Origin of the sequence: Roseateles aquae (genome assembly GCF_032337115.1) — a bacterium.
Taxonomy (GTDB): domain Bacteria; phylum Pseudomonadota; class Gammaproteobacteria; order Burkholderiales; family Burkholderiaceae_C; genus Roseateles_C; species Roseateles_C aquae.
Window position 1 is genome coordinate 113,440 of record NZ_JAVXZY010000010.1, and the last position, 14,179, is coordinate 127,618.

14 protein-coding genes are annotated in these 14,179 nt (G+C 65.0%); 5 read left to right on the top strand and 9 right to left on the bottom strand.

Annotated features, from left to right (window positions below):
• Nucleotides 1–147: 147 nt before the first annotated feature.
• A complete protein-coding gene (locus RQP53_RS20495; protein ID WP_315652551.1) occupies nucleotides 148–639 on the top strand; it encodes a DUF1203 domain-containing protein in 492 nt (163 codons plus the stop codon).
• A 30-nt stretch (nucleotides 640–669) separates the two neighbouring features.
• On the opposite strand, the gene RQP53_RS20500 is transcribed toward RQP53_RS20495, so the two are convergent.
• The 3 genes from RQP53_RS20500 to RQP53_RS20510 all read right to left on the bottom strand — a co-directional run bounded on the left by RQP53_RS20500 (nucleotide 670) and on the right by RQP53_RS20510 (nucleotide 3,009).
• Nucleotides 670–1,089, bottom strand: a complete 420-nt coding sequence (locus tag RQP53_RS20500) for a hypothetical protein (protein WP_315652552.1) — start codon at nucleotides 1,087–1,089, stop codon at nucleotides 670–672.
• Between the two features lie 9 nt (nucleotides 1,090–1,098).
• Nucleotides 1,099–2,220, bottom strand: coding sequence for a hypothetical protein (locus tag RQP53_RS20505; RefSeq protein ID WP_315652553.1), 1,122 nt, complete (start codon nucleotides 2,218–2,220; stop codon nucleotides 1,099–1,101).
• Between the two features lie 150 nt (nucleotides 2,221–2,370).
• The gene (locus RQP53_RS20510; RefSeq protein ID WP_315652554.1) at nucleotides 2,371–3,009 is read right to left on the bottom strand and encodes a DJ-1/PfpI family protein; all 639 of its coding nucleotides are present in this window, start codon (nucleotides 3,007–3,009) and stop codon (nucleotides 2,371–2,373) included.
• Nucleotides 3,010–3,065: 56 nt separating this feature from the next.
• On the opposite strand from RQP53_RS20510, the gene RQP53_RS20515 reads away from it, so the two are divergent.
• Nucleotides 3,066–4,886: an OPT/YSL family transporter gene (locus tag RQP53_RS20515; protein WP_315652555.1), complete on the top strand. Its 1,821-nt coding sequence runs from the start codon at nucleotides 3,066–3,068 to the stop codon at nucleotides 4,884–4,886.
• Nucleotides 4,887–5,311: 425 nt separating this feature from the next.
• Here RQP53_RS20515 and RQP53_RS20520 read toward each other — a convergent pair whose 3' ends face one another.
• From RQP53_RS20520 to RQP53_RS20535, 4 genes are all read right to left on the bottom strand, one after another.
• Nucleotides 5,312–5,809 (bottom strand): Dps family protein, encoded by a 498-nt coding sequence (locus RQP53_RS20520; protein WP_315652556.1) that lies wholly within the window; start codon nucleotides 5,807–5,809, stop codon nucleotides 5,312–5,314.
• Nucleotides 5,810–5,968: 159 nt separating this feature from the next.
• Nucleotides 5,969–7,462 carry a catalase gene (locus RQP53_RS20525; RefSeq protein WP_434064132.1) on the bottom strand — a complete coding sequence of 498 codons (1,494 nt, stop codon included), beginning with the start codon at nucleotides 7,460–7,462 and terminating at the stop codon, nucleotides 5,969–5,971.
• Nucleotides 7,463–7,598: 136 nt separating this feature from the next.
• Nucleotides 7,599–7,889, bottom strand: a complete 291-nt coding sequence (locus RQP53_RS20530) for a hypothetical protein (RefSeq protein WP_315652557.1) — start codon at nucleotides 7,887–7,889, stop codon at nucleotides 7,599–7,601.
• A gap of 177 nt (nucleotides 7,890–8,066) precedes the next feature.
• Entirely contained in the window at nucleotides 8,067–9,362 is a 1,296-nt protein-coding gene (locus tag RQP53_RS20535; RefSeq protein ID WP_315652558.1) for an NF038122 family metalloprotease, read from the bottom strand.
• Between the two features lie 261 nt (nucleotides 9,363–9,623).
• On the opposite strand from RQP53_RS20535, the gene RQP53_RS20540 reads away from it, so the two are divergent.
• Nucleotides 9,624–10,373: a PepSY domain-containing protein gene (locus RQP53_RS20540; RefSeq protein ID WP_315652559.1), complete on the top strand. Its 750-nt coding sequence runs from the start codon at nucleotides 9,624–9,626 to the stop codon at nucleotides 10,371–10,373.
• A 21-nt stretch (nucleotides 10,374–10,394) separates the two neighbouring features.
• Here the strand turns inward: RQP53_RS20540 and RQP53_RS20545 are convergent, their stop codons facing one another.
• A complete protein-coding gene (locus RQP53_RS20545) occupies nucleotides 10,395–11,267 on the bottom strand; it encodes a methylated-DNA--[protein]-cysteine S-methyltransferase (RefSeq protein WP_315652560.1) in 873 nt (290 codons plus the stop codon).
• A 67-nt stretch (nucleotides 11,268–11,334) separates the two neighbouring features.
• The gene (locus RQP53_RS20550; protein ID WP_315652561.1) at nucleotides 11,335–12,264 is read right to left on the bottom strand and encodes a hydrogen peroxide-inducible genes activator; all 930 of its coding nucleotides are present in this window, start codon (nucleotides 12,262–12,264) and stop codon (nucleotides 11,335–11,337) included.
• A gap of 153 nt (nucleotides 12,265–12,417) precedes the next feature.
• On the opposite strand from RQP53_RS20550, the gene panB reads away from it, so the two are divergent.
• Together panB and panC are read left to right on the top strand one after the other, a co-directional pair.
• The gene (gene panB, locus RQP53_RS20555; RefSeq protein WP_434064133.1) at nucleotides 12,418–13,206 is read left to right on the top strand and encodes a 3-methyl-2-oxobutanoate hydroxymethyltransferase; all 789 of its coding nucleotides are present in this window, start codon (nucleotides 12,418–12,420) and stop codon (nucleotides 13,204–13,206) included.
• A 128-nt stretch (nucleotides 13,207–13,334) separates the two neighbouring features.
• The gene (gene panC / locus RQP53_RS20560; protein WP_315652563.1) at nucleotides 13,335–14,168 is read left to right on the top strand and encodes a pantoate--beta-alanine ligase; all 834 of its coding nucleotides are present in this window, start codon (nucleotides 13,335–13,337) and stop codon (nucleotides 14,166–14,168) included.
• The last annotated feature ends 11 nt before the right edge of the window (nucleotides 14,169–14,179 follow it).

Below are 14,179 nucleotides of genomic sequence, written 5' to 3' on the forward strand. Positions count from 1 at the left end.
TTGGCGTGTCGGTCAGCCGCAGGGCGTCTTCGCAGACCTTGCTTCGCGGCACCACAGCCGAACGCCCTAACAGCGCAAGAATCGGGTGGCGGCTGGTGGGGCCGCATAACTAGCATGCGCGCACTTGCCACAACTGAGAAACGCGCCATGCCAAGCCTAGCGGCCTTCATCCCCTATCGCACTGCACCGATTCGTTCAAGCTTTGTCCAGCGAGCTCGTCTTGAGGGCGTGGACGATCAGAACCAGCCGGTCGAACGCCACATCGCCCAGGGCGGCGAGCCCTGCCGTGATGCCTTGCGCCGGGCATTGCCCGGCGAGGCCTTGATCCTGGCCAGCTACTGCCCCTTCGAGCGGGCCGGGCCTTACCGCGAATATGGGCCGGTGTTTCTGCTCGCCGATCCCAGCGCCGCGCCGCAGGCCGCCGAGGCGCTGCCGATGGCAGGCGAGCAGCCCTATCTCGGCCGCAGTTTTGCGCTGCGTGCCTATAGCGCCGAAGAGCGCATTGTCTACGGGCAGGTCGTCAGCGTTGAACACGCCGAGGCGCGGCTGCAGGCGCTGTTGGCGCGACCCGAGGTGGCTTTTGTGCTGGCCCGCTTCGCCGGCTATGGCTGCTATGCCTGCCGGATCGAGCGGGCCTGAGGTCAAGCTGAGGGTGGGCGCTACGCCGGGCTATTTGGTGTCGATGACCTTGACGGTCGCGTCCACCTTGCTGCTGTCCAGGATGCCCACGCCATTGGGCGTGCTGGCCACCCATTTCTTCAGCTCATCTTCGTTGTCGAACTGCTTGGGTGCCTGGGCTCGGCCGGTGAAGATCAGCTGGGTCCAGATGGCCTTGTACTGCTTCTCGTTCTTGCCGACGTAGCCGACGACGAAGTCCTCGCGCAGCTTGCCTTCCTTGGGCAGGCCGACCTGCACCGCGCCGCCGCCGGGCAGGGTGCTGGTCTGGCCGAGGAACAGGGCCTTGACCTCATCGACGCTGGCCTTGCTGTTCATATGCGGGTTGACAACGACCACGGGTTCGGCCTGCACCGCTACGGCCAGCAGGGTGGAGAAGGCGCTCAGGTACAGACGCTTGCTCAGGGTGTTCATAAGGCCTCCTCAGAACAGATAGTCGAGCGAGATGGCCAGGGCCTTGGAGTCACCGACGAAGGTGAAGGCCGAGCGGTCCTTGAATATGTCGTACTGCAGCTTGAGTGCCATATCGGAGCGGAAGTCCCAGCGCAGCGTGGCCGACCAGGTGTTGTGCTTCTCGTTCTGGGTCGGGTCGTCCTTGTAGTCTTCGGTGAAGCGCGAGTAGGTCAGCATGGGTAGCCAGTCGCCGAAACGGCGACCGACGCCGAGGAAGTAGACGTTGTAGATGTCCTTGGGCGAATCGGGCCGCTCAAAGCGGTTGATCTCGCTGCGCAGCACCCAGTCGTCCTTGTCGACATTGAAGGTGATGCCATAGAACTGCTGCTTCACATCGGCCTTGTTGACGGTGCGGGTGGCGCCGCTGCCCAGCCAGCGATCAACCTTGTTGCGCATCGCCACCAGGCGCAGCGAGCCCCAGTCGGTGCCGAATTCGACATAGGCGCCCATGATGCCCTTCCAGGTCTCCTCGGTCTTGTCGCCGTAATAGACCAGGCCCAGCATGCGGTTGTCCTTGTCGGTCTCGGTGCCGACCCAGGCGTTCGCCGACACCGAGACGCTGCCCAGCGTGCCGCGGTATTGCAGGTTCGCGCCGTTGTAGGCCACGATCTGCCAGCCGTAGAGATCGCCGGGCGGGCGTATCCAGGGGTAGGCATAGCCGACCTGGAAGAAATCGGAGTAGCCGAACAGCGGCAGGCGCTTGCGGCCAGCCTGCAGCGTCAGCGTGTCGCTGAGATTCCAGGTCGCATAGGCCCAGTCGACCGTCGGCTTCATGTCATTGGCCGCGTGGCCAGTGACCTGGCCGGTGAGTGAGAATTTGTCGCTCAGGCGGTAGGTCGCCTGCACGCCAGCGCGGCTGTCCGGCTTCAGGCTCCAGGACTTTTCGTAGATGCCAACATCGGGGTAGTTGGCGATGTAGCAGGGGCAGTGGAAGCTGTAGTAGTCGGCCGTCACACCGGACAGCGCCTTGCCGACGCCCAGGGTGGCAAAACCTGACACCGCCAATTCGTCGCCGGCCTGCGCGGCCCCTGCCGCGAGTAGCGAAACACCAAAAGCCAGGGCCTGGAGGCCCGTCGAAACTGCTGGACGCATGGCGTACTCCTGGTACTTGGTGAAAACCATGATGCCATTCCGGCAAATCCGAAGGAAGCCTGCATGGCCCCGCCGGCGTACCGATCGCGCCACAAGGCTTGCAATCGTCGCGCATTCGTGCCAAAGCGCACGCCGGCAGCGACGCTGGCGTCAACCCAGGTCGCCGCAGAAAGGCAGCACGCGATCCAGCAGCCTCTGCACATAGGCGGCCTTCTCCCCGACCGGCGCGGCATAGCTCAAGGCCTCGCGAGTCGCCGTTTCGCCGGCCTTCTTCAGCATCACCCAGCAAGCCAGGTACTGGGCCGACAGGCAACCGCCAGCGGTGGCCAAGGAGCCGCGCGCATGGAAGGGCTCGTCCAGCACCCGGGCGCCGGCCTCGACGACCCAGGCCTTGCTCGTCGTGTCGGTGCAGGCGGGCATGTCGCCCAGCAGCCCGAGTCGCGCCATCAGCAGCGTGCCCGAGCATTGCGCACCAATCAGCTGTCTCAGCGGATCGAGCTGAAGCCGGTCCAGCATGGCCGAGTTTTCGGCAATGGCGCGTGTGTAGATGCCGGAACCGAACAACACCACCTCGGCCTCATTGGCCCATTCCAAGGGGTGCTGCAGCTGCACGCTGACGCCGTTCATCGAGCTGATGGATTGTCCCGGCCCGCACAATGCCGCGCTCACACCGTGAGCCTTCAAACGGTTCAGCAGACCGAGAGCGATGAAGCTGTCGAGTTCATTGAAGCCATCAAAGCTGACGATGGCGACTCGCTGGGCAAGGATTCTCGGGGTGATCTCACTCATGGTGCCTCCTGACCGTGGGGGCTACAGTGCGCGCCATACCATCAATGCAGTCCAACATGACAAATCCATCCTTCGCCGCCGCAGCGGCTCCTGTCGACACCCGACGCTGGGCCTGGTTGCCGCCTGTCGGCAGTTGGGGCTATTACAGCTTGCTGGGAGCCATCGGCATGCTGATTCTCGGCCCCTTGGGCGGCATCACGGCAGCCTTCATGAACTTCTCGATCGGCTTCTTTGTCGGCGGCCAGGTGCTGGCTGGCATTCTCGGCTCGGTCGTCACCTATGGCTATGGCGCCGAGGGCAAGCACGGCGCCAACTACATCCAGACCACGGCGGCCTCGGTGGCCGGCATGATGGCGATGAGCACCTTGATCCAGGCCATGACCTGGATGGGCATGCCCGAGGTGCCAAGCTGGCAGCTGGTGATCTATATGCTGTGCATCAGCATGATGGCGGCCGGCATCGGCATGCTGTACACGCCCATTTTGGTGGAGCGCATGCAGCTGACTTTTCCCTCCGGTCTGGCTGTGGCTAACATTTTGCGTGCGCTGACGGACCCGGTGCTGCTGCGCCAGTCGGTCTCGCGCCTCTTTGGCGGCATAGGCGCTGGCGCGATTGCCGGTATTGCCGCTGCCAAGGTGGCGCTGCTGGGGGCGATCGAGCTATCGTCCTCAACCTTTGGTGCCGGCCTGATCGTCGGTGCACGCGTTGGCATTCCGGCCCTTGTTGGCGGTGGCGTTTTCACGCTGCTGATGCCCTACTTCATCAGCATCGGCTGGCTGAAGGAAGGTGAGCCGTTCCGAAAGATCGCCTTTCTGATTGCGCTGGGCATGATTCTCGGCGCAGCCATCGTCGATCTGACACTGATCTTCTGGCGTGCAGTGAAGCGGCTGCAAACGGTGGCCGAGGGCGAACAGGTTGTCGTGCCCGAAGAACAGCGCACCGGTCCTCGCGCCAGCACGCCGCGCCTGCTGGCCTGGGTGGGGCTGTGGACGGTGGCCACCATCGCCTGTGGCGTGCAGTTCTTCCATGAGCCGCTGCACTTCATGATCATTGCGGTGGCGCTGGTCTATCTGTTTGCCATCGTCAACGGCATTTCGTTGGGTTTGACGGATCAGAATCCGATCTCCTCGGCTTTTGTCGTCACCGTACTGGTGCTGGCCAGTGTCGGCCTGAAGGACCCGGTGCTGGGCCTGATGGCGGCGATGGTGGTCTTCGTGTCCAGCAGCGTCGCCGGCGATATGCAGCAGGACCGCTCGACCGGCTGGCGCCTGGGCTCGAACCGGGCCTTGCAGTTCCGTTTCCAGGTGGCAGGGCTCTTGCTCGGCTCCATCCTGGCCGTGGTGATCGCCAAGCTCTTCATGTCGGCCTATCCGGTGCTGAACCTGGACCAGACCGCCATGAGCGCCGATCAAGCCCCGGCGCAATGGACCTCGGCAATGACTTACAAATTTGTCGGCGCGCTGCGCAGCCTGACCGAGCCCAAACCCTATCAGACCGATGCCATACTGATCGGTATCGCCATCGGCCTGGTGAGCGAACTACTGCGCAAGCTGCTGAAAAGCAATCTGGCCTATCTGCGCTGGGCTGCCAACAGCAAGCTCGGTTTTGCGACCGACTTCATGGTCGATGCCGTTGTGCTGCCTAGTCCCTACGCCTCCTCGTTCGGCGGCTTTGTCAATCTTGGCACCTCGGCCTGGTTTGCTGCAGGCGGCGTGATTTCCAGCGCGATCAATACCTTGGCGTCCAAGCCCGAGGCAGGTGAGGATGAGCTGCCTTCCGATATGAGCTCGACCTCGCTGGTCGGCGGCGGCCTGATTGCCGGCGATGCGCTGGCGGCTCTGGGCCTGGGCATCGTGGGTTTGCTGGCGGTGATCTGATTGCAGGATTCAGCGCCGCAATACAAAGCAAAGGGCCGCCCGAGGGGCGGCCCTTTTTCATTCAAGGCGCCGTGCTTCAACAGCTGGCTGCTATCGCAGCGCGGGGCTGCGCCCAACTTGGATACTCAGTCCTCCAACAGACTCCTGAGCATCCAGGCCGTCTCTTGGCTGCGCCGACAGCCGGCTGCTGCTATCGCAGCGCGGGGCTGCGCCCCACTTGGATACTCAGTCCTCCAACAGACTCCTGAGCATCCAGGCCGTCTCTTGGCTGCGCCGACAGCCGGCTGCTGCTATCGCAGCGCGGGGCTGCGCCCCACTTGGATACTCAGTCCTCCAACAGACTCCTGAGCATCCAAGCCGTCTCTTGGCTGCGCCGACAGCCGGCTGCTGCTATCGCAGCGCGGGGCTCCGCCCCACTTGGATACTCAGTCCTCCAACAGACTCCTGAGCATCCAAGCCGTCTGTTCATGCACCGTCAGGCGTTGGGTGAGGAGGTCGGCGCTGGGTTCGTCGGAGGCCTTGTCGACCAGCGGGAACAGACGGCGCGCGGTGCGAGCCACGCCTTCATGGCCTTCGACCAGGATGCGCACCATCTCCAAGGCCTTGGGCGGTGTGGCTGGTGCGTCCTTCAGGCTGCTGAGTTTGGCGAACTGCGCGTAGGAGCCCGGTGCCACATGGCCGAGCGAGCGGATCCGCTCGGCAATCGGGTCGACCGCGTTCCACAGCTCGGTGTACTGGGCCATGAACATCGTGTGCAGGGTGTTGAACATCGGCCCGGTGACGTTCCAGTGGAAGTTGTGCGTCGTCAGGTAGAGCGTGTAGGTGTCGGCCAGCAGGGTAGACAGGCCGGCCGCGATGGCGGCCCGGTCCTTGTCGCTGATGCCGATATTGATGCCGCTGGCGGCGTTGGGCTTCTTGGCCATGGTGCTACTCCCGGAAGTGGTTCGGTTCATTGACGATAGTGGGGTCAGATATTGCCATGGCGCAGCCATAGCGCCAGGTCGGAGGCCAGCAAGCCTGCGCCCAGCGTGGCGATCGACAGGCCCAGCCACTGACGGGTTTTGAGCTGCATCACGATCTCCTCAGGCCTTGAACTCAATACCTGCCGTGCGCAGCGCCTGTCGGACGAGCTCGCCATAGCTTGTGTCGGCACGATCGAAATGGCCCAGCTGGCGGTCGATGATGAAGGCCGGCACGCCTGCCATCGACGCGGCGATAGTGGCGGCCAGGCGCTGCTGCTGGGCCGCGCCGAGCAGGCGGAACAGGGCGCCGGCCTGGCTGTAGTCGTCATTGCCCTCGCGGTGGTTCCAGCGCGCAGCGTCGCCGTTCAGGCGCAGCGGCGGCTCGGCCACACTCGCATCCTGGCGGGCGCCGCCAAAGCTGTTCGGTTCGTACCAGGCCTCGGCGCTGCCGGTGGGCGTGCTGAAGAACTTCATGCCGCCATCCTTGTGATGGTGGTGCACCGGGCACTTGGGCGCGTTCACCGGCAGGGCTTCGTAGTGGGTGCCGATGCGATAGCGGTGGGCATCGGCATAGGCGAACAAGCGGGCCTGCAAAACGCGATCCGGGCTGAAGCCGATGCCGGGCACGGTATTGCTGGGCGAGAACGCGGCCTGCTCGATCTGCTCGAAGTAGTTCTCGGCATTGCGATTGAGTTCCAGCACGCCGACCTCGATCAGCGGGTAGTCGGCATGGGGCCAGACCTTGGTCAGGTCGAAGGGGTTGTAGGCCGTCTTCTCGGCGTCGAGCTCGGGCATGATCTGCACATACATCGTCCACTTCGGGAACTCGCCGCGCTGCAGCGCGCCATACAGGTCTTCCTGGTAGCTTTCGCGACTCTTGCCGATGACGGCCTCGCTCTGGGCATTGCTGAACGTGCGCTGGCCCTGCTGGGTCTTGAAATGGAACTTGACCCAGAAGCGTTCGCCGTCGTGGTTCCAGAAGCTGAAGGTGTGGCTGCCATAGCCGTTCATGAAGCGCGGGCTGGCCGGAATGCCACGGTCGCTCATCAGGATGGTGATCTGGTGCAGGCTTTCAGGCGACAGGCTCCAGAAGTCCCAGGCCGCCATGGGCGAGCGCAGATTCGTGGCCGGATGGCGCTTCTGGGTGCGGATGAAGTCGGGGAACTTCAATGGGTCGCGGATGAAGAAGACCGGCGTGTTGTTGCCGACCAGGTCCCAGTTGCCTTCCTCGGTGTAGAACTTCAAGGCAAAGCCGCGCACATCGCGCTCGGCGTCGGCAGCGCCTTGCTCACCGGCCACGGTGGAGAAACGGGCCAGCAGCGGCGTTTGCTTGCCGATGGCGCCAAAAAGCTTGGCCCGGGTGTAGCGCGAGATGTCGTGGGTGACTGTCAGCGTCCCGAAGGCGCCCCAGCCCTTGGCGTGAACGACCCGCTCCGGGATGCGCTCGCGGTTCTGGTGCGCGAGCTTCTCGAGCAACTGATAGTCCTGCAGCAGCAGCGGGCCGCGTGGTCCGGCGCTGAGGGAATTCTGGTTGTCGGCAACGGGCGCGCCAGCGCTGGTGGTCATCACCGGGCAGACGGGTGCGGCTGGAGCTGCAGGGCGGGGTTCGTTCATCGCGTTCTCCTCGACGGGCTGGAATGCGATGAACTTTAGATTTTCTCTATCAATTATGAAAATCAAATAGCTAAATCATGTTGATAGACAGAAGCTTTCCCGCTGCCCGTGTCGGGTGCGACAACGAAGCGCGGCTTCAGTGCCAGTGCTCGGCGTCCGGCGGACTCGCTGCCTCTTCAGCTTCTGCATCCAGCGCCAGATCTTCGGCGCTGGCCACCCAGTGGTGCGGAGTTTGCAGCGCCTGACGTGCGGCGGCAGCTCGGCTGGCGAGCTGCGGATCGGCCTCGATCAGTCGCCGCGCCTCACGGATGCTGGTGGCGAACTGTGGCTGCAGTCGCGCCAGGCTGCTCAGCTGCGGGCCGTGGCGCTCGGGGTAGACCTGCCACCAGCTGACGATGCTGGCCGGGTTGTTGAGATCCAGAATCATGGCGCTGCTCCAGAGGGAAGGACTGGAGCGAAGAATACTGTACGAACATACAGTATTCAAGCGGGTCAGCGTTGGACGTAAAAAAACCGCCCAAGGGCGGTTTCTTCATCAGCGCGTGACGCCGGCGATGGTGAGCGGCCGGCGTCACCAGAGCCGCGTGGAGCGGCCCCGGGGCCATCAGGCCTGACGGCTGCGGCGACGGATCAGACCGCCGACCAGGCCGAAGCCCAGCAGCATCTGCGCCCAGGTGGCGGGCTCGGGCACGGTGACCACGGCCAGACCGTCAAGCTGGTAGATGTCCTTGGTGGTCATCGAGTACTTGGTGTTTTGCAGCGCGTCAACGTTGACGTTCCAGCCCATCGCGTCGAAGGCGGCCAGATCGTTCTGCGTCACGCGGCCGACGCCGCAGGGCGTACCGGTCGGGTCCATCACGCCGACATCACGGCCGGGCAGGTAGCAGCCGGGGTTGCGCACATCGGGGTAGAGCTTGGTGTCGGCCCAGTGCGAAGCCTGCTGCTGGTCACGGCCGTTGAAGGAGCCGGTCGAGAAATCGGCGATCTTCTGGTCGGGATTGTCGAAGTTGAACGGGGTCAGGCCGTCGATCGAGAAGAAAGCGTCCTTGTTGGCACCCCATTGCAGCTGCAGGTGGCCGTCCGGCGTGGCCGGGCTCAGGCCATAGCGGAACAGATCCAGCACGGAGCCGATGGCGAAGTCGTCCAGACGGGTGCTGCCAAAGGCACCCGATTCCAGCAGTTCGGCACCGGGACCCTTGCCACGGCCGAAGTAGTCAAAGGTGTCGGCGCCGCTGACGAAGCCCAGCGAATGGCCCAGTTCGTGAATGGCCACGGCGGTGAAATCGTAGGTGCCGTTGTCGATGCCGTTGGTCGGGTTGTAGTCGAAGGCGAACTTGGAACTGAAGGTGATGCTGGCGTCGTAGCCGGTGCCGAATGCCGGTGCCAGACCCAGTGCCTTTTGCACCGAGCTGTTGACGTTCAGCACCTTGTTGATCACGTCGGTACCCGAGGTGTTGCGGCTGCCGACAGTGGTGTCGATGCCGAACTGACGAGCGGGATCGACATAGCCGTTGACGCGCATCTGCACGCCGCCGTCGGCGTTCAGGCTGCGCAGGCCGCCGATGGCGATGAGGTCGAGCGCGCTCTTGTTGGTGTTGGCGTTCAACGCGCCGTAGACGTCTTTCACCAGCATTTCGCCGGAGGTGCTGCCGGCCTGGGCCAGCACGCTGGTGCCCAGATCGGCAAAACCGATCTGGATGTCGATGGTGACATTGTTGGTCAGCGTCTTGCCCCAGAAGTTCGCGGCCTTCTGGAAGGCGAACAGCGCTTCGGCGCCGTTCGGGGCCTTGGCAAAGCTGTTGGTCGGGTCGTGCAGCACGATGGTGGCGGCGCTGGCGGGCAGTGCGCAGGCCAGTGCTGAGGCGGCGGCCAGCAGCTTGAGGGTGGCGTATTTCTTCATCAGGTCTTCCAGACAGTTAAGTTGTGGCGACCCATCCCCAGCCCAGGCTTGGGACACCGTCGCGATGGCTTCGCGCCCCCCTCCAAGGGACCGGCTTTTTCATCGTGCCGATCGCCCACAGGTGACCCGAAGTGACAGCATAGTTACAAAACATCAACAAATCGCAAGCACACCCTTTGCCTTGGGGGGAGGGAAAACACCAGGGGTACGGGCCTGCACAATGCCGGCTGCGGCCTATGCTGCTGCAGGGAGTTGCTTAAGATGCGCTGGAGCCCATATCTGTTCCGTTGGCACCGTTGGTTGGGCTATCTGGTCGCCCTGCAAGTCGTGGCCTGGATCGTCGGCGGCATGGTGTTCGCCTGGCTGCCGTTTCAGGCCTGGGTCAAGGGCGAAGCGGTGCTGAAGCCTGCGCAGCTCATATTGCCGGCGAACTGGTCGCAAGAGCTGGCCGCTTGGCCGGTGGCGGGGCCGGTCTGCGACGCCGCTGGCGACAGCACCGATGCGGCGCAGATACGCGGCATGCAACTGCTGCCAACCGCTCAAGGCCCCGCAGCAAAGCTTGTCTTTCTCAAAGGTGAGTGCTGGCTGACTTTGACTGGCCGCGCATTGCCCGCGCCGGAGTCAGCCGCCATCGCTGCCTATGCCGCCCAACTCTATGCTGGCCGCGCACGGGCGCAGGCGCCTGAGCGGCTCACCGAGGTCCCACGCCGCCTGGGCCTGGTGCGCGAGCTGGGCGACCGACGCGCGGTCTGGCGGGTGCGCTTTGACGATGCGCTGTCCACCCGCATGTACTTCGACGCTCGCAGCGGTGCCTTCCTCGCGGTGCGCAGCGAGGCCTGGGTGCTGTACGACTTCTTCTGGCGCCTGCATGTGATGGACTACACCGACGGTGAGGACTTCAACAATCCCTTGATGCGTGCCGCCTCGCTGGCCGCCTTGTTGCTGGTGCTCAGTGGCTCGGCGCTGAGCCTGCTGGCCATTCGCCGAGCCTGGCGGCGGAGCCGGCGCTAACTTTCGCAGCGATCCCGCACATCACCCGGCACGCGCCAGTTCCAGGCCGAGCAGCGCCCGCTTGGTCGGCGGGCCCCAGCGGTATTCGCCGAAGTCGGCATTGGCGCGTATCACCCGGTGGCAGGGCACCAGATAGGCGATCGGGTTGGCGGCCACGCAGCTGGCCACGGCCCGCACCGCCTGCGGCGCCCCGGCCAGCCGGGCCAGCTGGGTGTAGGACAAGACCTGACCCTCCGGAATGCGCAGCAGCGCCTCCCAGACCTTCAGCCGCAGCGGCGTGCCGCTCATCACCAGGGCAATCGGTTGCTCCGGCTTGAGACCGCTGAGCCGGCGCTGCACCTCGGCGGCGACGCCAGCCAGGGCCTCGTCGTCGCGCTGCCACTGGGCCTGCGGCAGGCCGGCGTCGGCCTGCAGCTGCTCGGGCGTCTGGCCCTGCGCAAACGCCATGCGCAGCACGCCGCGGGCGCTGGCAGCGAGCCAGACCGGGCCGAGCACGGTGTCGAACTGAGTCCAGCCCAGCCGCAGGCCCTGGCCCGCCTGTTTGAACTCGCCCGGCGTCAGCCCGGTCAGGCTGATGAAGAGATCGTGCAGCCGTGACGGGCCTGAGAGCCCGGCAGCCAAGGCCGCCGACAGCACCGACTCGGCCTGCACCAGGCTCCGCTTCGCCCGTTCGAGCGCCAAGGCCTGGCTGAATTCCTTGGGCGTGACGCCGGCCAGGCTGACAAAGCTGCGCTGGAAATGGAAAGGGCTCTGGCCGGCCGCCTCCGCCAGCTTCTGCAAGGCCAGCGGTTCGGACGCCGCCGCCAGCTGCTCGATGGCAGCCCGGATGCGCTGATAGCGGGCACCTTCACTGGCGTTTGGCAAGCAGGGCAGGGGAGCGGGCGTGTTCATCATGCGGCCGATTCTGCGGCGTGAGGGCGGCAGCGGCGACCCGGTTCTTGCGCTGCGCCGTCAGCTCGCTTCAAGACAAGCGCTTGACCCCCGGCAGCTGGCAGGCATAGATCGCGTTGCGCAAGGCAGCGATCGCCTCGTAGCGGGTGAAGCTGCGCCGCCAGGCCAGCACGACGCGCCGGGTGGGTACCGGATCGTCAAAGGGCACAAAGCGCAGGTGCGGATTCTGGCGTTCGGCGTCCGGCGGCACGCTCAGCGAGGGCACGACGGTGACGCCCATGCCCGAGGCCACCATATGTTTGATCGTCTCCAGCGAGCTGCCTTCAAAGCTCTTGCGTATGCCCTCGGCATCGCTGGAGAAACGGGCGAACTCGGGACAGACCTCCAGCACATGGTCGCGGAAGCAGTGGCCGGTGCCGAGCAGCAGCATGGTCTCGTCCTTCAGCTCCTGGGTGCTGACGCTGGCGCGCTGGGCAAAGGGATGGACGGCCGGCACGGCCACGACAAAGGGCTCGTCGTACAGCTCGGCCACCGCCAGCCCGGCATCCGGGAAGGGCTCGGCCATGATGGCGCAATCGAGTTCGCCGGTGCGCAGCATCTCCAGCAGCTTGACGGTGAAGTTCTCCTGCAGCATCAGCGGCATCTGTGGGTACTGCTCGATGGTGTGCTTGACCAGTTCGGGCAGCAGATAGGGGCCGATGGTGTAGATGATGCCCAGGCGCAGCGCGCCGGCCAGCGGGTCCTTGCCGCGCTTGGCGATCTCCTTGATGGCGCTGGCCTGCTCGATCACCGATTGCGCCTGCCGAACGATCTCCTCGCCCAGCGGCGTGACGCTGACCTCGCTGCCGCCGCGCTCGAAGATCTTCACATCGAGCTCTTCCTCCAGCTTCTTGATCGCCACCGACAGCGTCGGCTGCGACACGAAACAGGCTTCGGCGGCGCGACCGAAGTGGCGCTCCCGGGCCACCGCAACGATGTAGCGCAATTCGGTCAAGGTCATGCGGTGGGTCTCCTGAGAGGATAGGGGCAGCCGGCACCACGGTTGGAGTCAGCAGCCTACATTGTCAGCCCCTCGGTGCAAACCCGGGGCACCCCGCTACACTGCGCCCCATTGCCGTCTACCTCGAGCCCGATGAACACCGAGCGCAAACCGATGAGCCTCCAGCGCCTGCTGGACATGCACGCCAATGGCGATCGCATCGCCATGCTGACCTGCTACGACGCCGCCTTCGCCAGCCTGCTCGACGAGGCCGGTGTCGACGTGCTGCTGGTCGGCGACTCGCTGGGCAATGTGCTGCAGGGCCAGAGCAGCACCGTGCCGGTGACGCTGGACGAGATGGTCTATCACACCCGCTGCGTCGCCCGCGGCCGCAAGAGCGCCTGGGTGATCGGCGATCTGCCCTTTGACAGCTACCAGGCCTCCACGGCGGAAGCCTGGAAGAGCGCGGCCGCGCTGGTCAAGGCCGGCGCGCACATGGTCAAGCTCGAAGGCGGCGGCTGGACCGCGCCAGTGGTGCGCTTTCTCGTAGAGCGCGGCATTCCGGTCTGCGCCCATCTGGGCTTTACGCCGCAGACGGTCACCGCGTTGGGTGGCTACAAGGTGCAGGGGCGCGACGAGGCTTCGGCCGCGTTGCTGAAGCAGCAGGCGCAGGAACTGGCCGAGGCCGGCGCACAGATGCTGGTGCTGGAAATGGTGCCAGCGGCGCTGGCTGCCGAGCTGACGCAAAGCCTGAGGATTCCCGTCATCGGCATTGGCGCCGGCGTCGGCTGCTCGGGCCAGGTGCTGGTGCTGCACGATATGTTGGACGTGACCCCGGGCCGCCGCCCGCGCTTCGTCAAGAACTTCATGCAGGGCGCATCGTCGGTGCAAGATGCGGTGCGCCGCTATGTGGCGGAAGTGAAGGCTCAGACCTTCCCGCAGGACGATTTGCACGGGTATTGACCCACCCCCTACACGCTGCGCGTGCCCCCTCAAGGGGGCGAGCTTGGCGGACCGGCAAAGCCGGATCCGCAAGCTCCGCTGGATGGCGCTTTAGCTTGGCGGCGTCAGGATTGCCACGGAGACGGTAATTGAAAGTCATTCACACGATTGCAGAACTGCGGGCGGCAATGGCCGGGCAGCTGCTGCGCGGCTTCGTGCCCACCATGGGCAATCTACACGAGGGCCATCTGTCGCTGGTGCGGCTGGCGCGTGAGGCGGTGGGTGCGCAGGGGCTGGTGGTCGCCAGCATCTTCGTCAACCGGCTGCAGTTCGCGCCGCACGAGGACTTTGACCGTTATCCGCGCACGCTGGCGCGCGACTGCGAGCTCTTGCAGGGCGCTGGCTGCGACATCGTCTTTGCGCCCGACGAGCGCGAGCTCTATCCCGAGCAGCAGGGCTACAAGGTGCAGCCGCCCACCGAGCTGGCCGACATCCTCGAAGGCCACTTCCGGCCCGGTTTCTTCACCGGCGTGTGCACTGTCGTTGCCAAGCTGTTCAACATCGTCCAGCCCAGCGTCGCGGTCTTTGGCAAGAAGGACTACCAGCAGCTGATGGTGCTGCGTCGCATGGTCGCGCAGATGGCGCTGCCGATTACCCTGCTGGCTGGCGAGACCACGCGCAGCGCGCAGGGGCTGGCGCTGTCCTCGCGCAACGGCTATCTCAGCGATGCCGAACGCGAGCAGGCCTTGCTGCTCTCGGCCACGCTGCGCCGGCTGATTGCGCGCTGGCAGGCCGGCGAACGCGATCTCGCCGCAATGGAAGCCGAGGCCATGCAGACGCTGCGCGATGCCGGCTGGCAGCCCGACTATCTGGTGCTGCGCCGCCAGCACGATCTCGGCCCGGCCGTCGATGGCGAACCATTGGTGGCGCTGGGTGCCGCGAAACTGGGCAACACCCGGCTGATCGACAACCTGGAGGCCTGAGGCCTCCAGAG